Annotated in this window: 23 protein-coding genes; 19 read left to right on the top strand and 4 right to left on the bottom strand. The window is 60.1% G+C overall.

From position 1 onward, the window contains the following. The first annotated feature begins 253 nt into the window (after positions 1-253). The 12 genes from D1646_RS03360 to D1646_RS03305 all read left to right on the top strand — a co-directional run bounded on the left by D1646_RS03360 (position 254) and on the right by D1646_RS03305 (position 13,520). Positions 254-1,009, top strand: coding sequence for a carboxymuconolactone decarboxylase family protein (locus tag D1646_RS03360; RefSeq protein ID WP_160635084.1), 756 nt, complete (start codon positions 254-256; stop codon positions 1,007-1,009). Between the two features lie 146 nt (positions 1,010-1,155). Next, positions 1,156-1,878, top strand: a complete 723-nt coding sequence (locus D1646_RS03355; protein ID WP_160635083.1) for a DUF434 domain-containing protein — start codon at positions 1,156-1,158, stop codon at positions 1,876-1,878. A 244-nt stretch (positions 1,879-2,122) separates the two neighbouring features. Then, on the top strand, positions 2,123-3,874 hold the full coding sequence (locus D1646_RS03350) for a FapA family protein (protein ID WP_160635082.1): 1,752 nt from the start codon (positions 2,123-2,125) through the stop codon (positions 3,872-3,874). A 322-nt stretch (positions 3,875-4,196) separates the two neighbouring features. After that, on the top strand, positions 4,197-4,994 hold the full coding sequence (gene larE, locus D1646_RS03345; protein ID WP_243154002.1) for an ATP-dependent sacrificial sulfur transferase LarE: 798 nt from the start codon (positions 4,197-4,199) through the stop codon (positions 4,992-4,994). Between the two features lie 12 nt (positions 4,995-5,006). Further along, the gene (gene larB, locus D1646_RS03340) at positions 5,007-5,762 is read left to right on the top strand and encodes a nickel pincer cofactor biosynthesis protein LarB (RefSeq protein WP_160635081.1); all 756 of its coding nucleotides are present in this window, start codon (positions 5,007-5,009) and stop codon (positions 5,760-5,762) included. Continuing rightward, positions 5,759-7,024, top strand: a complete 1,266-nt coding sequence (gene larC / locus D1646_RS03335) for a nickel pincer cofactor biosynthesis protein LarC (RefSeq protein WP_160635080.1) — start codon at positions 5,759-5,761, stop codon at positions 7,022-7,024. The genes larB and larC overlap by 4 nt, the downstream gene beginning before the upstream one ends. Before the next feature lie 189 nt (positions 7,025-7,213). Continuing rightward, complete coding sequence (locus D1646_RS03330; RefSeq protein WP_160635079.1) at positions 7,214-8,047, top strand: hypothetical protein; 834 nt, start codon at positions 7,214-7,216, stop codon at positions 8,045-8,047. Next, entirely contained in the window at positions 8,044-8,637 is a 594-nt protein-coding gene (locus D1646_RS03325) for a metallophosphoesterase (protein WP_160635078.1), read from the top strand. The genes D1646_RS03330 and D1646_RS03325 overlap by 4 nt, the downstream gene beginning before the upstream one ends. Positions 8,638-8,758: 121 nt before the next feature. Beyond that, positions 8,759-9,271, top strand: a complete 513-nt coding sequence (locus tag D1646_RS03320) for a hypothetical protein (RefSeq protein WP_160635077.1) — start codon at positions 8,759-8,761, stop codon at positions 9,269-9,271. Positions 9,272-9,434: 163 nt separating this feature from the next. Next, positions 9,435-9,923, top strand: a complete 489-nt coding sequence (locus D1646_RS03315) for an NAD(P)H-dependent oxidoreductase subunit E (protein WP_160635076.1) — start codon at positions 9,435-9,437, stop codon at positions 9,921-9,923. Between the two features lies 1 nt (position 9,924). Continuing rightward, positions 9,925-11,814, top strand: coding sequence for an NADH-ubiquinone oxidoreductase-F iron-sulfur binding region domain-containing protein (locus D1646_RS03310; RefSeq protein WP_160635105.1), 1,890 nt, complete (start codon positions 9,925-9,927; stop codon positions 11,812-11,814). A 5-nt stretch (positions 11,815-11,819) separates the two neighbouring features. Then, positions 11,820-13,520, top strand: a complete 1,701-nt coding sequence (locus tag D1646_RS03305; RefSeq protein WP_160635075.1) for a [FeFe] hydrogenase, group A — start codon at positions 11,820-11,822, stop codon at positions 13,518-13,520. Positions 13,521-13,556: 36 nt separating this feature from the next. Here the strand turns inward: D1646_RS03305 and D1646_RS03300 are convergent, their stop codons facing one another. After that, complete coding sequence (locus D1646_RS03300) at positions 13,557-14,864, bottom strand: PD-(D/E)XK nuclease family protein (RefSeq protein WP_160635074.1); 1,308 nt, start codon at positions 14,862-14,864, stop codon at positions 13,557-13,559. After that, positions 14,864-16,108 carry a DUF815 domain-containing protein gene (locus tag D1646_RS03295; RefSeq protein WP_243154001.1) on the bottom strand — a complete coding sequence of 415 codons (1,245 nt, stop codon included), beginning with the start codon at positions 16,106-16,108 and terminating at the stop codon, positions 14,864-14,866. Before D1646_RS03295 ends, D1646_RS03300 begins: the two co-directional genes overlap by 1 nt. A gap of 108 nt (positions 16,109-16,216) precedes the next feature. Between D1646_RS03295 and dusB the strand changes: the two genes are divergently transcribed. The 4 genes from dusB to D1646_RS03275 all read left to right on the top strand — a co-directional run bounded on the left by dusB (position 16,217) and on the right by D1646_RS03275 (position 21,198). Next, complete coding sequence (gene dusB, locus D1646_RS03290) at positions 16,217-17,188, top strand: tRNA dihydrouridine synthase DusB (RefSeq protein WP_160635073.1); 972 nt, start codon at positions 16,217-16,219, stop codon at positions 17,186-17,188. Between the two features lie 16 nt (positions 17,189-17,204). Further along, the gene (locus D1646_RS03285) at positions 17,205-17,816 is read left to right on the top strand and encodes a sigma-70 family RNA polymerase sigma factor (protein WP_160635072.1); all 612 of its coding nucleotides are present in this window, start codon (positions 17,205-17,207) and stop codon (positions 17,814-17,816) included. A gap of 5 nt (positions 17,817-17,821) precedes the next feature. After that, positions 17,822-18,949, top strand: a complete 1,128-nt coding sequence (locus D1646_RS03280; protein WP_160635071.1) for a hypothetical protein — start codon at positions 17,822-17,824, stop codon at positions 18,947-18,949. A 176-nt stretch (positions 18,950-19,125) separates the two neighbouring features. Then, positions 19,126-21,198 (top strand): elongation factor G, encoded by a 2,073-nt coding sequence (locus tag D1646_RS03275; RefSeq protein ID WP_160635070.1) that lies wholly within the window; start codon positions 19,126-19,128, stop codon positions 21,196-21,198. A gap of 67 nt (positions 21,199-21,265) precedes the next feature. Here the strand turns inward: D1646_RS03275 and D1646_RS03270 are convergent, their stop codons facing one another. Then, positions 21,266-22,153, bottom strand: coding sequence for a LysR family transcriptional regulator (locus D1646_RS03270; protein ID WP_160635069.1), 888 nt, complete (start codon positions 22,151-22,153; stop codon positions 21,266-21,268). Positions 22,154-22,414: 261 nt separating this feature from the next. On the opposite strand from D1646_RS03270, the gene D1646_RS03265 reads away from it, so the two are divergent. The 3 genes from D1646_RS03265 (at position 22,415) to D1646_RS03255 (ending at position 25,225) form a co-directional block, all read left to right on the top strand. Next, the gene (locus D1646_RS03265) at positions 22,415-23,851 is read left to right on the top strand and encodes an aldehyde dehydrogenase family protein (protein ID WP_160635068.1); all 1,437 of its coding nucleotides are present in this window, start codon (positions 22,415-22,417) and stop codon (positions 23,849-23,851) included. Positions 23,852-24,198: 347 nt separating this feature from the next. Then, positions 24,199-24,981, top strand: coding sequence for a hypothetical protein (locus tag D1646_RS03260; protein ID WP_160635067.1), 783 nt, complete (start codon positions 24,199-24,201; stop codon positions 24,979-24,981). Between the two features lie 10 nt (positions 24,982-24,991). After that, entirely contained in the window at positions 24,992-25,225 is a 234-nt protein-coding gene (locus D1646_RS03255) for a hypothetical protein (protein WP_160635066.1), read from the top strand. Between the two features lie 61 nt (positions 25,226-25,286). On the opposite strand, the gene D1646_RS03250 is transcribed toward D1646_RS03255, so the two are convergent. Continuing rightward, positions 25,287-26,471: a Gfo/Idh/MocA family oxidoreductase gene (locus D1646_RS03250; RefSeq protein WP_160635065.1), complete on the bottom strand. Its 1,185-nt coding sequence runs from the start codon at positions 26,469-26,471 to the stop codon at positions 25,287-25,289. Positions 26,472-26,482: the final 11 nt, after the last annotated feature.

The raw sequence follows: 26,482 nt of genomic DNA, 5'->3' as shown, positions 1-26,482 counted from the left end.
CCTTTCTGTTCTCTCTGTTTATAACACAATTGAAGACAGGAAAATGTTGAGGGATCATAAAAAATTCCTCGGCTCCTGCGAGTCATATCATTACAAATTTTTATTTCTTCACAGTTTCCTCACAAATATGGGCTATCCTGTGGTATTATACCAGCAAAGGGAATCCAAGTGTGCTGATTGTGGACGGTCAGGACAGGCCGGCCCTGATATCTTTCAGCCCCTGAAACATCCATAACAAACAGGAGGAGCAGCTATGGCAAAAAAACAGACGGCAGGGCGGGACAACCTGGGGCGTCTCGCCCCCAAATTCGCACAGCTCAACGATGACGTTCTCTTCGGCGAGGTGTGGTCACGGGAGGAGGAGCTCTCCCTCCGCGACCGCAGTCTGGCGACCATCGCAGCACTGTTCTCGGCGGGACTGTATCCCCAGCTCAAGTCCCACCTGGTACTGGGGAAGGAGCACGGAGTGACCCGGCAGGAGGCGGTGGAGCTGGTGACTCAGCTGGCCTTCTACTGCGGCTGGCCCAAGGCGTGGAGCACCTTCCCGCTGATCCAGGAGGTCTACGGCGAGGACAGCGGCGAGACGAACCGCCCCACTGGGCTCTCCGCCTTTCCCGTGGGGGAGAAAAACGACAGCTTCGCCCAGTATTTTATCGGGCAGAGCTACCTTGCCCCCCTGTCCACCCAGCAGGTCCCAGTGTTCAACGTGACCTTTGAACCGGGCTGCCGCAATAACTGGCACATCCACCACGCCTCCAGCGGCGGCGGACAGATGCTGATCTGTGTCAGCGGCCGGGGCTGGTATCAGGAGTGGGGCCAGGAGGCACGCCAGCTGCACCCCGGCGACGTGGTCAACATCCCCGCCGGCGTCAAGCACTGGCACGGCGCGGCCCAAGACAGCTGGTTCCAGCATCTGGCCATTGAGGTCCCCGGAACGGAGGCCCGCACGGAGTGGTGTGAGCCGGTGGACGAGGAGCAGTACAGCAGCTTGTGTTCGCGCTTGCTCTAACGGACTGGCCGAAATATCTGTGAAGCGCACCTCAAATATATCTCTGACTACATGTAGTGCCGTGTACTGCTGTCAGTACACGGCACTATACCAGATCCTATGTATTTGGTTTACGGGAAATAATCTATCAAAGAAATGAGGCCGCCATGGAAATCGTAAAACGCGGCTATATGCCGAAAGATACCACCGAATTTGGCCCCAAGGCTGCGGTCAAGCTGAACGCCGCCGCCCAGGAGCTGGTCTTCCTGATGGACCGGGGCTATGACACCAAATCCGCCTCCACCTTTGTGGGCAACCACCACCTGCTCTCAGAGCGCCAGCGGCTGGCTCTGGCCCGGATGACCTCGCCCCACGCCGCCCTGGCTGAGCGGGAGCGGAAACGGCTGCGTGAGGCCCCGCAGGCTCTGGTGCTGGACGGCTTCAACACCATCATCACCCTGGAGGTGGCCCTGTCCGGCTCTCTGCTCCTGGAGGGGATGGACGGCACCATCCGGGACCTGGCCGGGCTGCGGGGAAGCTACCGCATCGTGGACAAAACGGTGCGGGCGGTGGAGCTGCTGCTGGACCGGATGGAGACTCTGGGGGTTCAGGAAGCCCTGTTCTATCTGGACCAGCAGGTATCCAACTCAGGCCGCCTCCGGGCGTTGCTGCTGGACAAGGCGGAGGGCCGCCCGGTCCAGGTCCAGGTGGAGCTTCACCCCAGCGTGGACGGCGTTCTCTCCCGCCTGGAGAAGGTGGTCACCACCGACGCCATTATCCTAGACAAGTGCGGAAGCTGGTACAACCTGAACCGGGAGCTGATGGAAGAGACCGTCCCGGAGGCGTGGATTTTTCGCTTGAGAAAGTCAAACACGGATTGGGGACGCTGAAAATAGGAGCAGATGATCTGTTTGAAGCTTTTGGGATGGAGGCCGGATCGCCCCAGGCGCCATCGGGCCTGACCCGAAGCCGGGGCCGCGCACTGGGTTTGTCTTGGGTGGTATCACGAAATGCCGGAATTTTCTGTCTTTAGCCCATACTTTTTTGAATAATACGGAAATAAGGCTTGTAAATATCTGAGATATTTCGTATAATAGTGAGATAGAAGGCCCATGGAATGGAGGTGCAGTGTACATGTCACTCAAGAGCAAATTGAAATCTCTTTTATTCTCCGCCGCGTCGAAAAAGGAGGAAGAGCAGCAGGAACCCGTCCAAGCCGCGCCGGAGGTAGAACGCCCCGCCGCGCCGCCCCCCCCTATCCTGGACCCGGACCAGCTGGACCTGCCCCGGGATCATGCCATCTTCCGGCTGTATCAGCTCAGCGGAACAAGCATGGAACAGCTGTCCTCTCCCAGCCTCCGGCTGGACCCAGACGGTGTGCTGCCGGGGGAGGTTGTGAAACGGGAGAAGAACAGGATTCGGGGTACCTTGAGCAAGATCTGCAGCGACCGGCTGAAGGAAGTCTCCCGCCGGGAGGCCGCAGCTCAAAAATCTGACCAGGACCCGTCCGGCGTTCAAAAGCCGGCGCTGCCGCCGCTGGACGCATCACCCCAGATATTTCTTTCAACAGATTCCCTGTATGCCTGGCTGCTTGTGTTCCCTCCGACGGAACAGGGCGAGGCGCTGTCTGACGAGATGCTTCAGCGTGCGCTGGCGGATCGGGGCGTCCGCTGGGGTCTGGATACGCAGCTGATCCAGCAGCTCTCTCAGGCGGAGGACCGGTATTTTACACTGCACCTTGTTGCGGTGGGCAAGCCCGCTGTCAACGGTGAGAACGGCAAAGTTGAGGACCGCTTCCCCCGGTCCAGCCAGCAGCTGCTGGAGCCGGACGAGAATGACCAGGTGGACTACGCCTCCTTGAATCTTGTCCGCAGCGTAGAAAAGGGACAGGAGATCTGCCGCCTGGTCCCGCCCACCGAGGGCGAGCCGGGCCGCACTGTGCTGGACCAGGAGATTGCTGCCAAAGCCGGGCGGGCGGTCACCCTGCCCAAGGGGAAGAATACCCAGATCAGCGAGGACGGCCTCTCTCTGCTCTCCACGCTGGACGGACATTTGGAGTTCAGCGGGAACTGCTTCCATGTGAAGCCGGTATGGGATGTCCCCGGCGATGTGGACTTCTCCACCGGCAACATCAACTTCACCGGGGATGTGACCATCAGAGGCGATGTCGTCAGCGGCTTCACCGTCCGGGCCAAGGGCAGTATCCATGTGGACGGCTCAGTGGAGGCGGGCAGTACAGTGGAGGCCGGAGGCGACCTGATTGTGGCCAAGGGCATCCTGGGGGACGGGAGCACAGTGATCCGCTCCCAGCGGAGTGTTTTCGCCAAGTATATTGAAAATTCCACCATTTTTGTCCGGGAGACCCTGCAAACCGACTGCATCGTCAACGGGCAGGTGTACTGCGGCGGACAGGTGGTGGTCCGCTCCGGTCGGGGAAGCATTATCGGCGGCCGGATCTGGGCAGCCAAACTGGTCAACGCCCAGACGGTGGGATCACCGTCAGAGCGTTCCACCTCCATCGTTCTGGGAGGCCGCCCCTGCGTCAGCTTTGAGCGGGAGACCCTTCAGCAGGAGCTGCAGGCCCTGACGGCGGAGCGGGAGAAGCTGAAAAACCAGTTGGACAGTCCGGCCAAGTCGGGTCAGATGGGCCGGCTCAAAATCCGTATGTCTGCGTTGGAGATCAAGCTGAAGCAGCTGGAGGACAGCTTTCCGGAGGGCAGTCCGAATCCGGCGGACAAAACGCCCAAGCGAAACTCCGGACGGCTGGAGTGTGGCATTGCCCACCCGGGGGTGGATATCACCTTCGGGGATCAGACGTTGCGCCTGCGGAATGAGAACCGCCAGTGTATCGTCAGGCTGATTAACGGCGAGATAGTTGTGATGTAGTGGAGCAAAGGGAGTTCTAGCTGTTATATTGACACGATGGAGGGACTTGGCCGGTTGGTCCAAATCCCTCCATTGAAAATCACCGGTATCATTGGACTTGATTGGCTGCTGTGTCGTCCTTCTGAATGCAGCGAAAGTATCTGTATAGATGTACTCCTGAAGGAAGGAGGGGATGACCGCCGAAGGTCATATTGACAGGGGAGCGGCCGGCTGATATACTGATGAAAACGGCATGAAGCCGTGAATGGGTCAGAAGGCCGCAAAAACATGGGAAACAATATGTGTCCGGTCAGGAAGGCGGGGCGCTGCCAGGAGGCATACCATGCAGGTATGTCTTTTATTGTTGGCTGAGGGGGATTTTGCGATGACGCTGGAAGAATTTTTTCAAGCCCATCCCCGGGGGGCGCTGGCCTTTTCCGGGGGAGTTGACTCCGCCTTTCTGCTGTGGGCGGGTCTGGAGTACGGCGCGGAGGTGGAACCTTATTTTGTCAAAACCCCCTTTCAGCCCCGATTTGAGCTGGAGGACGCCCGGCGGCTGTGCGGGCAGCTGGGGGTGGAGCTGAGAATTGTGGAGCTGGATATCCTCGCCGCCCCCCAGGTGGCGGACAATCCGGCGGACCGGTGCTACCACTGTAAAAGGCGGCTGTTTTCGCTGCTGCGGGAGCGGGCGGCGGCAGACGGGTTTTCCCTGCTGCTGGACGGCACCAACGCCTCCGATGACATAGGGGACCGCCCCGGAATGCGGGCATTGCGGGAGCTGGAGGTGCGTTCCCCTCTGCGGGAGTGCGGGCTGTCCAAAGAGGATATTCGAGCGCTGTCGAAGGGGGCCGGGCTGTTTACCTGGGATAAGCCCTCCTACGCCTGCCTGGCCACCCGGATCCCCCCGGGGCGGCCCATCCTCCGGGAGGACCTGGAGCGGGTTGAGCTGGGGGAGGAGCGGCTGGCCCGGCTGGGCTTCCGGGACTTCCGCCTGCGGCTGAGCGATGGGGGCGGCAAGCTCCAGGTGACCCGGGAGCAGTTTCCCCTGGTCCAGACCCGGCGGGAGGACATTCTGGCCGCGCTGTCCCCCCTGTTTTCCCAAGTGGTACTGGACTTGAGCCCCAGGATTTCTGTGGATTGAGGAGGTGTGCCTGTGGACAACCGGCACGACATTTTACAGCTGCTGCGCCAGGTAGCCGGCGGCGCGGCCACCCCGGAGGAGGCCCTGCTCCAGCTGAAGCGGGAGCCCTTCCAGGACCTGGGCTACGCCAAGGTGGACCTCCACCGTGGGGTGCGCCAGGGGGCGGCGGAGGTGATTTACGGCGCAGGCAAGACGGCGGAGCAGATTGCCGGCATCGCCGCCGCCATGGGGGAGCGAGACTGTCAGAACGTGCTCATAACCCGCCTGTCCCAGGAGGCAGCGGAGCTGGTGGGGCGGACGATCCCCCTGGACTACCATCCCATTCCCAAACTGGCCATTGCCTGGCCCGGGGCGCGGAGGTCCTTGGGGCACATTGTGGTGGCCACCGGGGGCACCAGCGATATGCCGGTGGCGGAGGAGGCCGCCCTCACCGCCGAAGTGATGGGCAACCGGGTCACCCGGCTGTATGATGTGGGGGTTGCCGGCCTGCACCGGCTGCTGGCCAATCTGGAGCCGCTGATGGAAGCCCGGTGCGTGGTGGCGGTGGCCGGGATGGAGGGGGCGCTGGCCTCTGTGGTGGGGGGACTGGTGGACTGCCCTGTCATTGCCGTCCCCACCAGCGTGGGCTATGGGGCCAACTTCGGCGGACTGTCGGCGCTGCTGGCTATGCTGAACTCCTGCGCCTCCGGGTGCAGTGTGGTAAATATTGACAACGGATTTGGGGCCGGGTACCTGGCCAGCCGGATCAATCAGATGGAGGGACTATGAAAACACTTTATTTAGAATGTAAGATGGGGGCCGCAGGGGATATGCTGATGGCCGCCCTGTACGAGGTGATGGATGAGGGGCAGAAGGCGGACTTCCTGCGCGCCATGGAGGGGCTGGGTCTGCCCGGGGTTGAGGTGGCCCCTGTGCCTGCCACTGCCTGCGGCATCCGAGGGACCCATATGCGGGTCACCGTCCACGGTCTGGAGGAGCATGAGCACCACCACGACCACGACCATGAGCACCACCATGACCACGACCATGAGCATGACCACGAACACGACCATGACCATGAGCACGGCCATGAGCACCACCACGCTACACCGGGGCACATCGGAGCGCTTATTGACGGTCTGGCGCTGCCCCCGGAGGTCCGGGAGAAGGCCCGGGAGGTCTACGACGCCATTGCCCGGGCGGAGGCCCAGGCCCACGGCTGTGACGTGAGCGACGTCCACTATCACGAGGTGGGGGCGCTGGACGCGGTGGCCGACGTTGTTGGGGTCTGTCTGGCGATCCATATGCTGGATCCCGACCTGATTGCCGCCTCCCCCGTCCACGTGGGCAGCGGCACGGTGAAGTGCGCCCACGGGATCATGCCCGTCCCCGCTCCCGCCACCGCCGCCCTGCTGAAGGGGGTCCCCACCTACGGGGGGGAGATCAGCGGGGAGCTGTGTACCCCCACCGGGGCCGCCCTGCTGAAATGCTTTGTCCGGAGCTTCGGCCCCATGCCTCTGATGGCCGCAGAGGCGGTGGGCTGCGGCATGGGGAGCAAGGACTTCCACCAGCAGCCCAACTGCGTCCGGGCCTTCTGGGGGGAGGAGGAGCCCCAAGCCTCCGGCGATATCCTGGAGCTGGTGTGCAACATAGACGACATGACCCCCGAGGCTCTCTCCTTCGCCTGCCAGCAGCTGCTGGAGGCGGGGGCGCTGGATGTGTACACGACCCCCGGCACCATGAAGAAGGGCCGCCCCGGCTGGGTTCTCACTGTGCTGTGTGTCCCCCACCAGGACCAGGAGATGATCCGGCACATCTTTGCCCACACTACCACCAACGGCCTGAGGGCCCATCTGTCAGAGAAATTCTATCTCGCCTCCGGCAGGGAAGAGGTCCAGACCCAGTGGGGGCCGGTGGGGGCTAAGCGGGCCCAGGGCTTCGGCGTCTCCCGGGTCAAGCCGGAGTATGAGGACGCAGCCGCCCTGGCTCGGGCCAACGGCCTGTCCTACCAGACCGTGTGCCAGGAGGTCCTGCGCCGGATTGAGGAGTGATTTCCTGCACACTCCCTCAATATTTGTCGAAAGTTCACAAATCATTGACGCCGCCGCAGAGGTTTTTCCCTTTGCGGCGGCATTTTTTGTCCAGTTTTTGCCTTGCGTTGATATTGGGCCTGTGTTATGATACTGCAAAGCTGACCGAAGCAGTCAGCCATTCCTTCCCCTGATGAGGAGGTGCGTTTTATGTATATGGAGGAATATCGCAAGGCCCGGCAGCTGGGTCTGAAGGAGGCCAAATTGTGTCAGTCCCGAGGGGGCTCCCCCTATCTGCCGGTGCTGGATGAGATTTTGGCCGAGGAGACCACCTGTGGAGAGGTGGACTTGGGACTGGTGGACATTCCCATGGAGCTGATTGTGGGAACCCGGACCGCCGGGCGCAGTCAGGCCCTGTCCCGCAGCTTCTATCCGCTGATGGCGGAGGATTCCGAGTTTGCCCACAAGTGGGTCGCGCTGTGCAAGGCCCACATGGATGAGGGGATCAACGACCCCATCAAGGTCTATGAGTATATGCACACGTTTTACGTAGAGGAGGGCAACAAACGGGTCAGTGTCCTGCACTACTTTGGGGCGGTGAACGTGCCCGCCATGGTGACCCGTATCCTGCCCGTGAAAAACGACTCCAAGGCCAGTATCATCTACTACGAGTACGTGGATTTCTACCGTCTGACCGGGGTGAATTACCTGTGGTTCAGCGGGGTGGGCCGGTTTGCCAAGCTCCAGCTGGCGGTGGGCAAGGGGCCGGACGAGCCCTGGACCGAGGAGGACCGGCGGAAGTTTTACAGCTTTTACCACAGCTTCTCCGCCCTGTACGGCGACAAAAGCGCCAAGGAGCTGGCGGGCCGGATGACCACCGCCGACGCCATGCTGCTCTATCTGAATATGTTCGACTACAGCGAGGTGAAGGGCTGGTCCCAGACCCAGCTGGAGGAGGGCTTTCTTCAGCTCCACCAGGCGTTTTCCGTGAAGAAAAAAGGTCTTCAGGATCTGAAGGGGCTGAAAGGACTGCTGGGCCTATGAAAATTTTGGCGTTGTCTGACCAGGAGTCCCTGGGGCTGTGGGACTATTTTGACCCCCGCCGGCTGGAGGGGATCGATTTGATCCTCTCCTGCGGCGACCTGGACCCCCGATATCTCTCCTTTATTGCCACCTTTGCCCACGCGCCGGTGCTCTATGTCCACGGGAACCACGACGACAAATATGCCAGCGTGCCGCCGGAGGGCTGTATCTGTGTGGAGGACAAGCTCTACACCTGGAACGGCATCCGGATCCTGGGGCTGGGGGGCTCGGTGCGGTACAAGCCCAAGGGGGAACACCAGTACACCCAGCGGCAGATGGACTGGCGGGTGTGGAAGCAGAAGCTGACGCTGCTGCACAGGGGCGGCTTTGATATTCTGCTGACCCATGCGCCGGCCCTGGGGCTGAACGATGGGGAGGACCTGGCCCATATGGGCTTTGACGCCTTCAATACCCTGATAGACCGCTATCAGCCCCGGTACTTCATCCATGGACACGTCCACATGAACTATGGACTGGAGTTCCCCAGGCGGTGTAGCCGGGGAGAGACTCAGGTCATCAACGCCTACGAGACCTATACCTTTGAATATTAGACAGCCCGCCGGAGGAGATTTTTTCCTCCGGCGCTTTGCTGTCTGCGGCTTGAAAAGGCGGACAGGCTATGGTACAATATGGATAATGGAAGGGAAAAATGGAGAAAGGGAGATGAGAGATATGTCTACGCAGACGTCTGCCGCACAGACCAGACTGCCCCCTGAGCTGATGACTCAGGTGTGCCGGGCACTGAATTTCGATCCGGAGGACTTTGCCAAGCGTCACGCCGGGGAGTTTGTCCACCTGTACCTGCGGGTGGACGGGATGCTCAGCTATGTGGGGGAGGAGATTGTCTCCTACCTGTCCAAGCAGGTGAATGAATGCCTGTCCAAGGCGGAGTATGCCCTGCTGTCCTACATCGAGTACGCCGGGCGGGCGGAGAAGAAGGCGGACTCCGACTGCTTCAGCGAGGCGGTGGCCCGGTACCTCCAGGCCCGGCAGGAGGTGGGGGACGGCTGGGTCTACGCCTTTGAGGGGGAGGGGGCCCGGGGCCGCTGTCTGAACGCCTATCCCCAGATGTACGCCATTGCCCACGCCATGTACAGCTTCTCCCAGGAGGTCAAGGAGCTGAAGCAGGTGGCCAAAACCGATGGGCCGGACGCCTGGCCCAATCCGAAAAAAATAAAGCTGTGATGCAGCGGCGGCGCGGCCAGTTCGCGCCGCCGTTTTTTCCAGATAAATGAATTATTTCCTGCAAATTCGTCTTGTCTAACTGGCGGTGGATATGGTAAAATCCCAAGAAGTGTAATGGGATTTATCCAATATGCACAAGAAAAGAGAGGAGAGAGCATCAGCCATGTCCAATGGAATTTCCATGGAGCGGGTAGAGGAGATCATTGACAGCTATGGGTGTCAGCTCCACCACCTGATTGCAATCATGCAGGACATCCAGGCGGAGTATAAGTATCTCAGTCCGGCGGTGCTGGAGCGCATTGCGGAGAAGCTGGGGGTCGGGGTTGCCAAGGTGTACAGCGTGGCCACCTTCTACGAGAACTTTTCCCTGGAGGCGAAGGGCAAGTACATTATCAAGGTGTGTGACGGCACCGCCTGCCACGTGCGCAAATCCCAGCCTATCTACAACGCCATCCGGGAGTATCTGGAGCTGGAGGGCAAACAGAAGACCTCCGCCGACGGCATGTTTACCCTGGAGACGGTGGCCTGCCTGGGAGCCTGCGGACTGGCGCCGGTGGTGACGGTAAACGACCAGGTCCACTCCAAGATGAGCCCGGAGCTGGCTATCGACCTGCTGGAGGAGCTGCGAAAGGAGGAGGCCGCCAATGGCTGAAATGAATCGGGAACGGCTGGAGGTCCGCCGGGTGAAGGCCAAGCGGGCCCTGTCCTATCAGAAAAAGCAGGTGCTGTTTTGCGCCGGTACCGGCTGTATTGCCGGCGGCGCACTGAAGCTGTACGGCTATATCAAGGAGGAGTGCGCCCGCCGGGGTTTGGACGTCTATGTGGGTCTGAGCCAGGAGAGCGAGACCGAGGACGTGGCCGAGCCCAAGGGCGACGGCGTCTATTTGAAGCGGAGCGGCTGCCACGGCTTCTGCGAGATGGGCCCCCTGGTGCAGATCGAGCCCGAGGGCATCCTCTATACCCATGTGCAGCTGGAGGACTGCGACGAGATCATTGAGAAGACCATTATGAAGGGGGAGGTCATTGACCGCCTGCTCTATGAGCTGGACGGGGCCAAGTACACCAAGCACAGCGACATCCCCTTCTACCACCGGCAGCACCGGGTCGTGCTGGAGAACTGCGGCACCACCGACGCCGAGGACATTGACGAATACCTGGCCAAGGACGGCTATGTGGCCTTTGAGAAGGCCCTGTTTGAGATGACCGACGAGGCCATTTGCAAGGAGGTCCTGGACTCCGGCCTGCGGGGGCGGGGAGGCGGCGGCTTCCCGGCGGGGCGCAAGTGGGACAGTGTGCGCAGACAGCCCAAGGGGAAGAAGTATGTGGTGTGCAACGGCGACGAGGGCGACCCCGGCGCGTTCATGGACCGCTCCATTATGGAGGGCAACCCCCACTCCATTATTGAGGGGATGCTCATTGCCGCCCTGGGGGCGGGCAGTGACGAGGGCTACATCTACGTCCGGGCCGAGTACCCCCTGGCGGTGGCCCGGCTGAAAACTGCCATTGCCAAGGCGGAGGAGATGGGCCTGCTGGGGGAAAACATCCTGGGGACTCAGTTTTCCTTCCACCTCCACGTCAACCGGGGGGCGGGGGCCTTCGTCTGCGGCGAGGGCTCTGCCCTTACCGCCTCCATCGAGGGCAACCGGGGTATGCCTCGGGTCAAGCCCCCCCGCACCGTGGAGCACGGCCTGTGGGCCCAGCCCACCGTACTGAACAACGTGGAGACCTTCTCCGCCGTCCCCCTGATTATCCGCCGGGGCGCTCCCTGGTTTAAATCCATCGGCACCGAGAAGTCCCCGGGCACCAAGGCCTTCGCCCTCACCGGCAATGTGGTGAACACCGGTCTGATCGAGGTCCCCATGGGCACGACCCTGCGGGAGATCATCTTCGACATTGGCGGCGGCATTAAGGACGGCAAGAAGTTTAAGGCGGTCCAGATCGGCGGTCCCTCCGGCGGCTGTCTCACCGAGGAACACCTGGACCTGCCCCTGGACTTCGACTCCCTGAAAAAGCTGGGGGCCATGATCGGCTCCGGCGGCCTGGTGGTCATGGATGAGGACACCTGTATGGTGGAGGTGGCCCGGTTCTTTATGAACTTCACCCAGAACGAGTCCTGCGGAAAGTGCGTCCCCTGCCGGGAGGGAACCCGCCGGATGCTGGAGATTTTGACCCGTATTGTCAACAACGAGGGCTCTCTGGAGGACCTGGACCTGCTGGAGGAGCTGTCCGCCACCATCAGCGAGACCGCCCTGTGCGGCCTGGGCCAGAGCGCCTGCAAGCCGGTGCAGAGCACCCTGAAGTATTTCCGGGACGAGTACTTGGCCCATGTGGTGGATAAGCACTGCCCCCACTGCAATGGCCGGAAAAAGGTGCTCCAGATCGATCCGGAGCTGTGCAAGGGCTGCGGCAAGTGTATGCGCCAGTGCCCCATGGAGGCCATCACTGGGCAGATCCGGATGCCCCATGTCATCGACACAGAGAAGTGTATCAAGTGCGGCGCGTGCTGGGGCTGCTGTCCCTTCGGCGCCATTCGGGAGGAGTGAGCAGTATGGCAAAGGGAATTATGTACATCGACGGGCAGCGCATCCCCTTCGACGGGGAGCCCAACGTCCTGTCCGTCATCCGGAAGGCCGGCATCGAAATGCCCACCTTCTGCTACTACTCCGACCTGTCGGTCTACGGCGCCTGCCGGATGTGCGTGGTGGAGGACGAGCGGGGGAAGATTGAGACCTCCTGTTCCATGCAGCCCCGGGACGGCCTGTCCATCAAGACCAACACCGCCCGCCTGCTCAAGCACCGGCGGATGATCCTGGAGCTGATGCTGGCCTCCCACAACTGCTCCTGTACCACCTGCGAGAAGAGCGGCGACTGTCACCTTCAGTCGCTGGCGACCCAGTTCGGCATCCACCGGGTCCGCTTCGGGGACAGCCGGGAGGAGAAAGAACTCGACATGACCAGCCCCGCCATCATCCGGGACCCCAGCAAGTGCATTTTGTGCGGCGACTGCGTCCGGGTGTGCAGCGAGAATATTGGAATGCACATCATCGACTTTGCCCACCGGGGCTACAATATGCGGGTCATGCCCGCCTTTGACCGCAGCCTGGACCAGACCCACTGTATCAGCTGCGGCCAGTGCTCCGCCGTCTGCCCCACCGGCGCTATCACCGTGAAGAACCAGATCGGCGACGCCTGGCGGGCCATCCACGACCCCGCCAAGCGGGTTGTGGTGCAGATTGCCCCCGCCGTCCGGGTCGCGGTGGGCGAGGCCTTCGGTATGGCCCCCGGGCAGAACGCCCTGGACCAGCTGGTCTCCGCCCTGAAGCTGATGGGGGTCGACGAGGTGTACGACACCACCTTCGGCGCCGACTTCACCACCATTGAGGAGGGCACCGAGTTCCTCCAGCGGCTGGAGAAGGGCGGCCCCTTCCCCATGTTCACCTCCTGCTGTCCCGCCTGGGTGAAGTATCTGGAGAACGAGAATCCCAAATATCTCAAACACATCTCCACCTGCAAGTCCCCCATGCAGATGTTCGCCTCCATTTTGAAGGACCGCTACCAGGAGAAGGACGCGGAGGACGGCCGCAAGACCTACCACATCGCCATTATGCCCTGCACCGCCAAGAAGATGGAGGCGGCCCGGGCGGAGTTTGTCCAGGAGGACGGGACCCCGGCGGTGGATTTGGTCCTCACCACCAAGGAGATCATTAAGATGATCCAGGAGTCGGGCATCCAGCTCACCAAGCTGGAGTACGAGTCCCCCGACCTGCCCTTCGGCCTGGGCTCCGGCGCGGGCACCATCTACGGCACCACCGGCGGCGTGGCCGAGGCGGTAGTCCGGTTCTGCCTGCCCGACAAGTCCAAGAATGTGCTGCGGGAGCTGAAGTACTCCCCACTGCGGGGCAACCGGGCCATCCGGGTTGCCGTCATCAAGGTGGGGGACCGGGACGTCCATATGGCCATTGTCCACGGCCTGGCCAACGCCCAGAAGCTGCTGCGGGAGATTGAGGCGGGCAACGCCTACTTCGACCTGGTGGAGGTAATGACCTGCCAGGGCGGCTGTGTAGGCGGTGCGGGTCAGCCCCACAGTATGCAGCAGGATAAAGAGGACCGGGCTGAGGGCCTGTACTCCCTGGACCGCTCCGCGCCCTTCAAGCGGGCGGAGCGCAACCCGGTGGTTGGTGTGTTCCTCAAGGATTACACCCAGGAACAGCACCATAAGCTGCTCCACGTAGACTATGTGAAGGAATAAACACATCACCCTCCGGACGCGCCGGAGGGTGATTTTTTATGGCGTTTGATTGTGGGCGGTGTCCGGCGTCAGGGCATCCAGAAGCTGCGCCTCAAAGACCTGAACGGCCCGCCGCACAAACTCCCGCCGCCGCCCGGGGTCCACCAGACTGACGGCGCAGGGATTCATTGTTTTGAAATTTGGCACGTCGGGATAATCATCGTCCTGAAATTTTCCATTGGGATAGCAGTATGCAAGCCACCAATCCTCGGGTTGAATCATATCCTTATCAAGGTATTGCGCCGCTTCTTTAATGAGCGCTGGAGTGATCTTGTCCACCTGACAGCCTCTGGAATAGCCGTATTTGGTCTCCGCCTCCAGGTCGAACAGGCAGAATCCGGCGAAGAGCCGGTGGTCCACCTCAATGCGGAACCACAGCCGCAGGCCCTCCGCCTGAAATTTGGCCCTTTTGACCACGTAGTTCAGGGCAGGCCAGGTGCTGGCTTTGGAGCTGTAGTACCCGTCATGGGCCGGGTCCTCATAGGTGTAGTAGTCCGTGTCCGTGACCTGTTCCAGTCCGTATTTTTGGGCCACAGGAGCCATCTCCTCCTTGAAGCAGTCAAACATCAGCCGCATAAGGGCCACCTTTGCCCGGCTCATGGTCCCCTCCAGCTCCAGCCCCGCCTGGAAAAACTCCGGGGAGGCCAGCACCGCCTGCACGATCTCCTCCACCTGCCTCTGCCCCCTCTCGTCCGCAATCGTGCGGATGGTGTCGATGTACTGCTCTGTCATGGAGCGGACTGCTCCGTCCAGCTGAGGCAGCAAGCCGGTCAGCCAATTGACGATGTCCCTGGACCAGGAGATACACCGGACGTGCTCCAGCGGGAGCAAGCCCGGGCCGTCCTTCTGCTTCAGGCTGTAGCCCGAGGGGGCCTCCCCGAACCGGGTCAAATAGAGCAGCGGAGCGTTTCGGGCGTACTGACTGTAATCAAAACACTGTCCCTCCTGTTCCCTGGCGTATATTTTCACTTCAATTGGAACAAAATACCGGGAATTTTGAATGACAATGTCAATTTTCCGGTCACCGTCCGTCACAAATTCCGTGACCACACTCGTCCGGGCAAGCAGAGTATCGCTCATGGGACAGTCCCACAGGACCCTTTGGAGAAATGCCCTCAAAAACAGGGGACCGGTTCCGTGGCTCCTCTCCGGATTCAGCAGGTCGGCCAGGAAGCGGCACATAATCACCTCCTTGGCCTCGACCCCCAAAATCCGAAAGATGTTATAGCCGGACAGCGGCTGATGGGGCAGGCAGCCCTTGAGCCGCTTGCTGACCTCCGCCAGCAGATCCCTGGGACCGTCCATCAGTTCAGGCTGGCCACGAACTGCCGTGCCACTCTGGGGGTACGGCCTGCGTGGCGGATCTCCCAGGTCATAGCCTGGGCGTGGAGGGCCTCCGGGTCCATGGCGATCCCCGCCTGAGCGGCCAGGTGGTCCACCAGGGCCAGGTAGCCCGCCTTGTTCATGGTCAGATAGGGGATACGCAGGCCGAAGCGCTCCGCCAGGGCGGTCTTTTCCGAGATGGTCTCAAAGGTATCCACCTCGTCCCCCGCACGGTCGGCGAAGGTCTGGCGCACCAGGTGGCGGCGGTTGGAGGTGGCGTAGATGGCCACGTTGACGGGCCGTTTCTCCAGGGTCCCCTCCAGGATGGTCTTCATGGAGGAATAGGTTTTGTCGTCCTGGTCGAAGGCCAGGTCGTCAATAAAGAGAATGAACTTCTGCCGCCGCCCGGCTAGGGAGCGGATCAGGTCAGGCATTCCGGTGAGGTTTTCCTTCTCCACCTCAATAAGGCGCAGGTCCTCCATGCCCGGCAGGTAGAGCATGGATTTCACTGTGGCCGACTTGCCGGTGCCCCCGTCGCCGAAGAGCAATACGTTGTTGGTCTGCCGCCCCGCCAGCATGAGCCGGGTGTTCTGCTCCACCTGGCCCCGCTGGTGCTCATAGCCCAGCAGGTCCTGGGGCTTGGGACAGTCTGGGTCGGTCACCGGCACCAGTCTGCCCTCCTCCCACAGGAAGGCCCGGTATTTGGCGAACAGCCCCGCGCCGTGGTCCCGGTAGAACTGGGTCAGACGGTCAAAGTCAAAGGGGGCCGCCGCCCGCCACCGGGGCAGTCCGGCCAGCACTGGGGCGTACTCGCTGCCCAACAGGGGCTTCATGGCGTCGATGTACCGGTCGCAGTCGGTTTCGGCCAGCAGGACCAGGGTGTCAATGTCCCGCCGGGCGGCGTTCTCCAGGGCGGGGTCGGACTTTCCCTCCTCAACAAGCCGGGAGTATAGGGTCTCATGATACCGCAGGAAGTCCCACAGCCAGTCCCCCAGTCCCTCGCAGCCTGCCAGACGCAGGGAATGGAACAGGCGGATGTAGAAATCCAGGGCGTTCTCCCCGTAACCGTGCTTCAAAAAGTGCAGCAGCCGTTCCGCATTTTCCATCACACGGACATCGGGGCCGCTGTTCTCGCGCACCATCCCGGCAACCCCGATCAGGGGGTCCAGCAGCTCCCGGTGAGCGGAGATGCCCATCAGAGCGGCGTGTAAAGCGTTCAATTCCATTTGTTTCTCCTCCCTTTGAGGTTTTTTTCATTTTACCGGGTAAAAGCGGCCTTGTCAACGGTCAAGGGACATGATAGAATGGGAAAAATAGTTTGATGCGAGGTAACTATGGTCACCATTGGAGGAATCACAATTGAGACGCCCCTGGCGCTGGGGCCCATGGCCGGAGTGACGGACATGGCCTTCCGTACTATTTGCCGGGAGCAGGGGGCGGGGCTGACCTGTACCGAGATGGTCAGCGCCAAGGCCCTTTGCTACCAGGATAAGAAGTCCATCCCCCTGCTGCAAATAGGGGAGAAGGAGACCCCCGCCGCCGCCCAGATCTTCGGCAGCGACCCCAAGTGCATGGAAGAGGGGGCCGCCATTGCCCGGGAGGTCTCTGGGGCGGACATCATCGACATCAACATGGGCTGTCCCGTCCCCAAGGTGGCCAACTCCGGGGACGGCTCCGGGCTGATGAAAAATCCCGACCTGGCGGTCCGGGTTGCTGAGGCGGTCATCCGGGGGGCGCGGTGCCCTGTAACGGTAAAATTCCGCCTGGGCTGGGACAAGGGCTCCATCAACTGCGTGGAGTTCGCCAAGGCCATGGAGCAGGCCGGGGTTGCCGCAGTGGCCGTCCACGGGCGCACCAAGGTTCAGATGTACTCCGGTACCGCCAACTGGGATTGGATTCGGGAGGTCAAGAAGGCGGTGAACATCCCGGTCATCGCCAACGGGGACGTGTTTAAGGGGGAGGACGCCCCCCGCATTCTCCGGTACACCGGGGCGGACATGGCCATGATCGGCCGGGGGGTGTTTGGCAATCCCTGGCTCTTCGCCCAGTGCAGAGCGGCCCTGAAGGGGGAGCCCATCCCCGAGCTGCCACCCCTGGCGGAGCGGTGCGACACCGCCGTGCGCCAGTTTGAGATGGCCGCCGCCAACAAGGGGGAGAAGATTGCCTGTCTGGAGGCCCGAAAGCAGTACGCCTGGTATTTGAAGGGGGTCCCCTACGCAGGCTACTACAAGGAGCAGATTGTGAAAATTACCACGCTGGAGGACGTCTATCGGGTGACAGCGGGTATTAAACGAGATTTGTGCTGAGAGGAGGTGAGCCGCCGTGTCTGACCGGGAACTGGTGGAGCGGGCAAAGAAGAGGGATCAAAAGGCCTTTGAGCAGCTGGTATTGGACAACCAGAATCGGGTCTACGGGCTGGCGCTGCGGCTCACCAATGACCGGGAGGAGGCGGCAGACCTGGCTCAGGAGGCCTTTGTCAAGGCGTGGCAGGGTCTGGACTCCTTTCAGGGGGAGAGCAGCTTTTCCACCTGGCTGTACCGGCTGACCGCCAACCTGTGCATCGACTGGCTGCGGAAAAAGAAGCGGCGGGAGGGGGTCGAACCCGCCGTCTCTCTGGATGACGAGGAGCGCGCCTGGGCGGAGCCCGCCAACTGGGAGGGGGACCCCCAGGTCCAGCTGGAGCGCTCAGAGCAGGGAAAGGCGCTGGCCCGGGGACTGGCCCGGCTGTCTGAGGAACACCGGCGCATCCTGGTGCTGCGGGAGCTGTCCGGGTTGAGCTATCAGGAGATCAGCCAGACGCTGGAGCTTGACCTGGGCACGGTGAAGTCCCGCATCGCCCGGGCCAGACTGGCATTGCGAAAAATTTTGCTGGAGGACGGGAACTTTTTTGACAAAGGACCGTCTAACCCGGTGAAGAGAAAGGAGAGGGGGTGAAGTCTGTGGACGACGGCAAATATTTGGAACTGCTGGCGCTCAGTCTGGACGGGGAGCTGTCGGAGGAGGAGCGGCAGGAGCTGGAGAAGGTTTCTGGCCATGAAGAGGTGGAGGCGCAGCTGGCCGCGCTCCAGGCCGCATTTTGTGAGCTGGAAGAAATTCCCGCCCCCGAGGGCTTTGCCCAGGGCGTGATGGAGCGCATCAAAGCGGAAACGCCCAAGGACAGGACCATCCCCCTATTCCCCCGGCCCCAGTTCCGAGCCCTGGCCGGATTGGCCGCCTGCGCAGTGCTGGCGGTTGGGCTGTACGGCACTGCCCGGTGGCCGGCTGAATACGACGACGCTGCGGGGTCCGAGCTCCTCCAGAATGTGGATTTGGATTCAACTGCTGTGCAGCGCTGTATCCCGGACACGGCGGACACGACGGAAGGGGAGGAGAGCTTAATGATGTTCGCCTGTGCTCCGCCGGAGGATGAGGAGGACAAAGAGGACCTCTCTGCCAGTCAGGGAGAGCAGGGAGCACCTGCGGCGGAGGAGAAATCCGTCCGCGCCAATACCCTGCCCACCCCCACTGAGGAGACTGTGGAGTCCCCCACCGCCCCCGTCGGCTCTGACAGTCTATCCGGCCCCACTGCCCCCGCCGGCTCTGACAGTCTATCCGGCCCCACTGCCCCCACCGGTTCTGACAGTTTCTCCGGCCCCACTGCCCCCGCCGGTTCTGACAACTTCTCCGGGTCCACCGCCCCCGCCGGCTCTGACAGCCTCTCTGACCCCACCAACGGGGAGGCTGCTGTGGGGACCGGCACGGACACCGAAGTGTCAATCACCTCATCTGACGGCGGCGTGGATATACCGGCGTCCCTGGTGAGGCGGCCGTCCGACAGCGCTATTCTGGTGCTGGACCGGATGCCCCAGGGGGCGGAGGCGTTGATCCCAGAGGACCCCGGGCTAGTATCGGTGATCCATCATACTGAAACTGGCGAAAAGGGGTATCAGTGGTGGACGGAGGATGTGTTTGAGGTCCTGGACCAGATCGAACGCCTGGCCCAGGAGCAGGGTATCACCGCCCAGCGCTCCTCCACTCCGGCAGAAGCGCTGCTGTATACCTTGGCGATTTTACAGCCGGATACCTGACAAAAAGGCTCTCCGCCAGCTGCGGAGGGCTTTTTCCATTCCGGCCAAAATCCCTCAAAAAAACAGTTGTCAGAATTGCCTCTTTCGTGTATAATAACCAATAGCGTGTAACGCCCTTTTTCAGATAGGACAAACGGTCCGGGGGCGATACCAAACGATAAGGAGTGGAACCAACTATGAGCTATTCTGTACAAAACATCCGCAACGTGGCCCTGATTGGGCATGGCGGCAGCGGCAAGACCGCCCTGGCTGAGAGCCTGCTCTACATGACCAAGGCCATTGACCGCATGGGCAAGGCCGTGGACGGCAACACCGTGTGCGACTACGACCCCGAGGAGGTCAAGCGTCAGATTTCCATCTCCCTGGCCGTGGCCCCCGTGGAGTACAAGGGCTGTAAGATCAATGTGCTGGACACCCCGGGCGGCTTCGACTTTGCCGGCGAGGTGATGGAGGCCCTGCGCGCCGCTGACGCCGCCATCATCGTCTGCTCCGCCAAGGACGGTGTCTCCGTGGGTCTGGAGAAGGCCTGGAAGTACTGCGAGGAGCGGAATATGCCCCGCTTTATTTACATCTCCAAGACCGATGAGGATAACTCCGACTACAACGCCACCTTCGAGGCCCTCCGGGAAAAATACGGCAACAAGATTGCGCCCCTGGTGGTGCCCATCTGGGACGACAATAAAAAAGTGACCGGCATTATCGATGTGCTGAATAAGCGGGCCTATGAGATGCAGAAGCTCCAGCGGGTTGAGATCCAGCTGCCCGAAAGCAAGGCCGGCGTCATTGACGAGTTCTACGAGGCCCTGAAGGAGTCGGTGGCCGAGACCAGCGAGGAGATGATGGAGCGCTTTTTCGAGGGCGAAGACTTCACCTACCCCGAGATGATCCAGGGCCTGCGCCAGGGCGTGCGGGAGCTGTCCATGTTCCCCGTGGTGTGCGGCTCCGCCGTGAACTGTATGGGCTCTCTGATGCTGATGGACTACATTGTGGAGCTGCTGCCAACCCCCATGGAGGGCAACTATCACAAGGCAACCCGCCAGGACGGCGAGACCGAGGAGTTTGTGGTCTCTCCCGGCGGCGTGCCCGCAGCCTTTGTCTTTAAAACCGTGTCTGACCAGTACGGCAAGTACTCCTATATCAAGGTGCTCTCCGGCATCATCACCTCCGATCTGGCCCTGGTCAACTCCCGCACCGGAAATGCTGAAAAGCTGGGCCGGCTGTATGTGATGAAGGGCAAGAAGGCCGAGGAGGTCAAGGAGCTGACCTGTGGTGACATTGGCGCCATCGGCAAGATGGACAAGGTGAAGACCGGCGACACCCTGTGCGACAGCCGCAAGGTGGTGGCCCTGAAGCAGATCCCCTTTGCCGAGCCCTGCTACTCCGTGGCCATCGCCCCCAAGACCCGGGGGCAGGAGGACAAGGTGGCCCAGGGCCTGAACCGCCTCAACGAGGAGGACCCCTCCTTTACCCTGGTGAACAATGGCGAGACCCACCAGATGGTACTCACCGGCGCCGGCGACATTCAGGTGGACGTGCTGGTGGCCAAGCTGAAGAGCCGCTTCAATGTGGAGGCCGTCCTCAGCGAGACCCGGGTCCCCTACCGGGAGAAGATCCGCAAGAAGGTGGAAAAACAGGGGCGGCATAAGAAACAGACCGGCGGCTCCGGTCAGTTCGGCGACGTGTGGATTCGCTTCGAGCCCAACCCCGACGAGGAGCAGATGGTCTTTGCCGAGGAGGTCTTCGGCGGCTCCGTACCCAAGAACTTCTTCCCCGCCGTGGAGAAGGGCCTGCGTGAGGCCTGCGTCCACGGTCCTCTGGCCGGCTACCCCGTGGTCAACCTGAAAGCGGTGCTCTACGACGGAAGCTACCACCCGGTGGACTCCTCCGAAATCGCCTTCAAGACCGCTGCCCAGCTGGCTTACAAGGCTGCTATGCCCGAGGCCAACCCCGTCTTGCTGGAGCCAGTGGGCGAGCTGAAGGTCACCGTGCCCGACAGCTACATGGGCGACGTTATGGGCGACCTGAACAAGCGCCGGGGCCGTGTTATGGGCATGAGTCCCACGGGCGACGGCGACCAGGTGATTGAGGCCGAGGTCCCCATGGCCGAGATGACCAGCTACGCCATCGACCTGCGGGCCATGACCCAGTCCCGGGGGTCCTACACCTTCCACTTCATCCGCTACGAGGACTGCCCCCCCGCCGCCCAGGAGAAGGCCATTGCCGCCGCCAAGGCTATGGCCGAGGAATAAAATTCTCAAAATCCGCTTCCCGGTTCCGGGAAGCGGATTTCTTGATTTATATTGAAATTCTCTCTGGTCAGGGCGTCTCATAGTGCTCCACAATATAGTCCCGAACCCGTTTGGCTGCCGGGGAGAGGGGGCGGCGCTTCATCCAGGAGAAGCTGACGGTGCGCACAAAGGAGGCGGTCTCATCGGAGATGGGAATGACCACCACCTTCTCGTTTTCCATAGCGGGCACCTGGGGCAGAACGGATACACCAAAGCGCAGGGCCACATACTGGAGAGCGGCGTTGCACTCCCGCACTTCGAATACTACCTGGGGGGACTGACCGTGCCGGGAATAGATCTCGTCCAGCTGCTGGCGCAGGCTGCTGGGCTTGTCCAGCATGACGATAGGCTCCCTGGAGAAGTCGTCAAAGCACACTGACTCCCGCCGGGCCAGGGGGTGGTGCTCCGGCACGGCCAGATACAGGGGCTGGCGCATGATGGTCACCGACTCCAGGTCCTCGTCCTGGTGCAGGCAGAAAGCCAGGTCGATCTCCCCCTTTTTCAGCGCCTGAAACAGGTCGAAGGAGGGGGCCTCGGTAAACTGAAAGCGGATGTTCTGATTCTTATCCTGGCCGTAAATGCCCAGCATCACCGAGGGGATGAGAGAGGCGGAGACGGAGTGGAAATAGCCCAGGCGGACGATCTGCTGGGCGGAGTTGGACATCTGCCGCAGCACCCCGACCCCCTCGTCGATCATGGACAGGGCCTGCTGGGCGTAGGGCAGGAACTGCTCCCCGTAGATGGTCAGGCGGATGTGCCGGCTGTCCTTTTCGAAGAGCTTCACCCCCAGTTCCTTCTCCAGCTCCTTGATGGAGTAGCTCAGGCTGGGCTGGGCGATGTGGAGTTCAGCGGCGGCCTGGGTGTAGTGCAGGACCCGGGCCAGAGTCTGGAAATATTGCAGCTGAAGCAGGGTCATAAAAACTCACTCATTTCCTCATTATAGTTTTTCTCTATTGTACGACAGAGCGGACTCTTTTGCAAGCGAGCCCTTTGCACAAGAGGCCTTTCCGGAATTTGTGTAAAAGCTCCAAACAAGCTGCATAGAAGGGGCAAATAATAGAGAATGTCTATGAATTAAGAGAAAGCCGGTATTGGACTTGTGGCTTTTTTCACGCTAAAATAAAACCATAGAAAACAACCCCGGCAAACAATAAATTGATGAAGGAGCGTATTCATTATGGCCAAAGAAGTTACTGCTGAGCAAATCCAGATGCTGGAAGAGATGGTAGCCCGCGCCCAGAAGGCCGCCGACATCATTGCCACCTATGACCAGGCCCGTGTTGACCGGCTGTGCCAGGCCGTTGCCGCCGCCGTGTGCGACATGAAGGTCTGGGCCAACCTGGCTGACGAGGCCGTGGACGAGACCGGCCTGGGCGACAAGGTCACCAAGCGCAACAAGCGCAACAAGATCAAGCTGATCCTCCGGGACTGCCTGCGCCAGAAGAGCGTCGGCATCATCGAGGAGATCCCCGAGAAGGGCATTGTCAAGTACGCCAAGCCCGTGGGTGTCATCGCCTCCCTGGTTCCCACCACCAATCCCTGCCTGACTCCCGCCGGCCAGGTGGTCTACGCCATCAAGGCCCGTGACGTTATCATCTGCTCCCCCCATCCCCGCGCCAAGAAGACCACCAACAAGTGCATCAACATCATCCGTGAGGCCCTGGTCCGCGAGGGCGCACCCGCCGATATCATCCAGGGCATCGAGGAGCCCAGCATCTCCCTGACCCAGGAGCTGATGAAGCGCTGCCAGCTGACCATCGCCACCGGCGGCCGTCCCATGGTCAAGTCCGCCTACTCCACCGGCGTGCCCGCCTACGGCTCCGGCGCCGGCAACGCCACCGTCATCATCGACAACACCTGCGACACCCCCGAACGCCAAGCTGAGGCCGCCGAGAACACCCGCATCTCCAAGACCTCTGACTTCGGCTCCGGCTGCTCCTGCGACGGCAACCTGATTATCCATGAGGATGTGTACGACGGCTTTGTCAAGGCTCTGGTGGATCAGGGCGCTTACTTGGCCAATGAGGAAGAGGCCGAGAAGCTGAAGAACGTCATGTGGGACGAGACTGGTCACCGCCTGCCCAACACCGTGGCCATCAGCCCCCAGAAGCTGGCTGAGGCCGCCGGCTTCACCATCCCCGAGGACCGCAAGTTCATCGCTGTCACCGGCGGCGGCATTGAGAACGTGGGCAAGGAGCACTTCTTCTCCAGCGAGAAGCTGACCACTCTGCTGGCCCTGTTCAAGTACAAGGGCGAGTTCCAGAACGCTCTGGATATGATGCAGGCTATGTTCAACGTGGGCGGCAAGGGCCACTCCTGCGGCATCTACTCCTGGGATGACAGCCACATTGACCGTCTGGGTATGTGCGCCCCCGTCTCCCGTATCATGGTCCGTCAGCCCAACAACCGGGGCAACTCCGGCTCCGCTTACAACGGTATGCCCCCCACGTCTTCCATGGGCTGCGGCACCTGGGGCGGCAACATCGTTTCCGAGAATATCTGCCTGAAGCACTACATGAACACCACTTGGGTTGCCCGTCCTCTGCCCTATGATATGCCCTCCAACGAGGAGCTGTTCGGCGACTTCAACAAGCCCGACATGGACGAGGAGTAATTCCATCCCTCTCCCGCGAGTTCCGGGCCGGGACACCTGCCGGGGCAGGGCGCCGAGTCTGGACGCGGATTGCAAGCGGCATTCGCTCTGATATGAGAAAAACCGCCCTGCGGCGTCCGTAGGGTGGTTTTTCTCATGTGTACTCACTTTTACGGGGATGGAGGGATGGGAGCTAAGAATTTGCTTGACAAGTTTTGCTTAATGTGTTAAAGTGGTAAAAAGCATTTATATAGGTTACATTAAAAATTTGGGAGGGTCAAAATGAAAAAAGATGTTTATCTGTAGTGCTGGCGTTGGTAACATTGGTTGCGTCGATTTGCACTGTTGGCGCATATGAAGTTCCCCGTGTGAATGTAGAGGATAATTCCACTCTTGTATGTGAGACTGTGAGTGAGTACGAGGCTGTTGCTGAGCTTGCGAAACGGTCAACTAACGATCTTATATGTGCTGGGTATAATCTTCAAGAGATTCAGAATATTAAAAATTATAAGGAATTATATGTAGGACATATTGAAGAATTGAATAGCTTAAGTACAGAAACTCTAAAAGAGCATGGATATACAGATGGTCAGATATATGATATTAGGAATTTCACTGGTGCTGAGTCTCAAATTGCGCGCATCGGCGCAACATTAACTTTGCAAGTAAATATTACTAGTCTCAAATATGATGGTCAATATACACGTGGTACGATTATCTATTCGTGGCTTTGGAATGGAATTCCGGAGTTTAAAATGAAAGATATTGTAGCTTTTGGGTGGAATGATTGGATTGTTGAAACCCAACGATCTAATGTTAGCTATATGAACATACTAACAGGGAATTATACTTATAATAAATCTGCCACTTATGAAGCAGAAAATATTCAAACCAGGGGTGCAGCACACAAGTTTAGTGTATCAGAAGATAATAACTATTCTTATGCGAAAACAGGGGATGGAAGTTTTACTGTTAAATCTGACGTTCAAGCACGTAAGGATATGTATCTTTATGCTTCTTATGGGCATTCTGAAATTGTAGCAAGTGCCCCGTCATTTAGCGTTGGTACTAGCGGTGCAGGCTTGTCCATTTCTTATTCATTTGGAGTCTCGACCATTGCTAGTGTAAATAAAAATAAAGCCTGCTCATAGGAGACTTTGCATGAAGCGAGAAAGCAAAATTTTCATTGTTTTTTTGACTATTATTTTAATTACTCAACTTGTATTGCTGAAGCGTATCAGTGATTTAGAAGTTGCTATATCCGGATTAACTTCCTTTCATATGAAAACAAACGATATATTGACCGGAAGGATTTGCAGAATTCTAGAGCATTTTGATTTACCTACAGAAATAGTAATAGACAATCCAGACGGTACGACACCGGCAATTGACTGAGTTTGATGACCTTGTAAAGAAGGCCGCCGCATATGCGGTGGCCTTCCGTATTTCTGTAGTATCATAACTCAATTGTCCGGCCCTCCTCGGCGGACTGGTAGGCGGCATAGAGAACTCTGGTGGTCTCATAGGCCAGATCAAAGCCGGAGGCGGGCTGGCGGTGATATGCGGCCGCCTCCATAAAGTCCTGGAGCTCCCCCACATAGCCCCGGATGATCTCGTCCGAGACAAAGGCCTTGTTCCAGCCCAGCTTTTTGGGCAGCATCTCCGAGATGGGCACATCGTCCAGGCCCTCTTCATCCAGAAAATAGGTGTTCAGAAGGTCGGTGGGCGTGATGTTGCAGGTCAGGGCAGTGTTGTTTCCATAGATCTCGATGTAGTTCTTTGTGCCGCCCAGAACGGCGTCGCTGGCGATACACAGCGCCTTGGTGCCGTCGGAAAAGGTCAGGCTGGCGACGCCATAGTCCTCCACATCCTCGGGATGGGCGGTGATGTACTGGTGCTCCTCCTGAGTCAGGCACTGGGTCACCTTGCCTACGTCACAGCTGACCCGTTTGACGGTGATGACCTCGCCCCGGGCAGCGGCCTCCTGCTGCTTCAGCCAGAGCATCCCGCCCAGGGGATGGACACCGGTGCGGCTCAGTGTACCGCCGCCGGTCCGGTTCCATTTGCCGGCCACGGGGCTGCTGGAGCCCTTCAGACTCTCCTCCCCCTTCATAAAGAGCAGCTTGGTTTTTTTGGCCCGGATGATCTCGGCGGACTTTTGGATGGGCGAGGCGTAGACGAAGTTTTCTGCGTACATAAAGGTGCGTCCGGTCTGTTGGACAACCCCTTTCAGCTCGTCCATCTCCGCCAGGCACTGCCGGAGCATCTCCCCCTTGGGCACCGAGAGCCCCACATTTTCCTGCCCCGGCGCGCCAAAATAGCCGGTCAGAGGCTTTTCGCAGATGACATCCTTGCCTGCTCGCATGGCCTCCATGGCGAAGCGGGTGTGGAGAAAGGGCGGGAGGACAATGTCCACAACGTCGATCTCCGGGTCGTTCAAAATTTCCTGATAATCGTTTACCGCCCGCTCATAGCCAAACCGGGCTTTCACCTTTTCTGCCAGCTCCAGCTGCACGTCGCAGACGGTTTTCAGCCGGACAGAAATCCCGCTCACCTTCTCATAGCCGTTGCCGTGGAGGTACGCCGCGTAACCGGCGCCCACCGTTCCAATGGTGACCGTTTTTGTGGGGTTGCAGCTCATATTCTCTTCCT

It is taken from the genome of Pseudoflavonifractor sp. 60 (genome assembly GCF_009911645.1).
In the GTDB taxonomy this organism is placed as follows: domain Bacteria; phylum Bacillota; class Clostridia; order Oscillospirales; family Oscillospiraceae; genus Lawsonibacter.
This window is presented reverse-complemented; position numbering and strand designations above follow the sequence as displayed.

Coding starts and splice junctions, on each gene's coding strand:
- D1646_RS03360 (WP_160635084.1), top strand. CDS start 254: ATGGCAAAAAAACAGACGGCAGGGCGGGACAACCTGGGGCGTCTCGCC.
- D1646_RS03355 (WP_160635083.1), top strand. CDS start 1,156: ATGGAAATCGTAAAACGCGGCTATATGCCGAAAGATACCACCGAATTT.
- D1646_RS03350 (WP_160635082.1), top strand. CDS start 2,123: ATGTCACTCAAGAGCAAATTGAAATCTCTTTTATTCTCCGCCGCGTCG.
- larE (WP_243154002.1), top strand. CDS start 4,197: ATGCAGGTATGTCTTTTATTGTTGGCTGAGGGGGATTTTGCGATGACG.
- larC (WP_160635080.1), top strand. CDS start 5,759: ATGAAAACACTTTATTTAGAATGTAAGATGGGGGCCGCAGGGGATATG.
- D1646_RS03330 (WP_160635079.1), top strand. CDS start 7,214: ATGTATATGGAGGAATATCGCAAGGCCCGGCAGCTGGGTCTGAAGGAG.
- D1646_RS03325 (WP_160635078.1), top strand. CDS start 8,044: ATGAAAATTTTGGCGTTGTCTGACCAGGAGTCCCTGGGGCTGTGGGAC.
- D1646_RS03320 (WP_160635077.1), top strand. CDS start 8,759: ATGTCTACGCAGACGTCTGCCGCACAGACCAGACTGCCCCCTGAGCTG.
- D1646_RS03315 (WP_160635076.1), top strand. CDS start 9,435: ATGTCCAATGGAATTTCCATGGAGCGGGTAGAGGAGATCATTGACAGC.
- D1646_RS03310 (WP_160635105.1), top strand. CDS start 9,925: ATGAATCGGGAACGGCTGGAGGTCCGCCGGGTGAAGGCCAAGCGGGCC.
- D1646_RS03305 (WP_160635075.1), top strand. CDS start 11,820: ATGGCAAAGGGAATTATGTACATCGACGGGCAGCGCATCCCCTTCGAC.
- D1646_RS03300 (WP_160635074.1), bottom strand. CDS start 14,864: ATGGACGGTCCCAGGGATCTGCTGGCGGAGGTCAGCAAGCGGCTCAAG.
- D1646_RS03295 (WP_243154001.1), bottom strand. CDS start 16,108: ATGGAATTGAACGCTTTACACGCCGCTCTGATGGGCATCTCCGCTCAC.
- dusB (WP_160635073.1), top strand. CDS start 16,217: ATGGTCACCATTGGAGGAATCACAATTGAGACGCCCCTGGCGCTGGGG.
- D1646_RS03275 (WP_160635070.1), top strand. CDS start 19,126: ATGAGCTATTCTGTACAAAACATCCGCAACGTGGCCCTGATTGGGCAT.
- D1646_RS03270 (WP_160635069.1), bottom strand. CDS start 22,153: ATGACCCTGCTTCAGCTGCAATATTTCCAGACTCTGGCCCGGGTCCTG.
- D1646_RS03265 (WP_160635068.1), top strand. CDS start 22,415: ATGGCCAAAGAAGTTACTGCTGAGCAAATCCAGATGCTGGAAGAGATG.
- D1646_RS03255 (WP_160635066.1), top strand. CDS start 24,992: ATGAAGCGAGAAAGCAAAATTTTCATTGTTTTTTTGACTATTATTTTA.
- D1646_RS03250 (WP_160635065.1), bottom strand. CDS start 26,471: ATGAGCTGCAACCCCACAAAAACGGTCACCATTGGAACGGTGGGCGCC.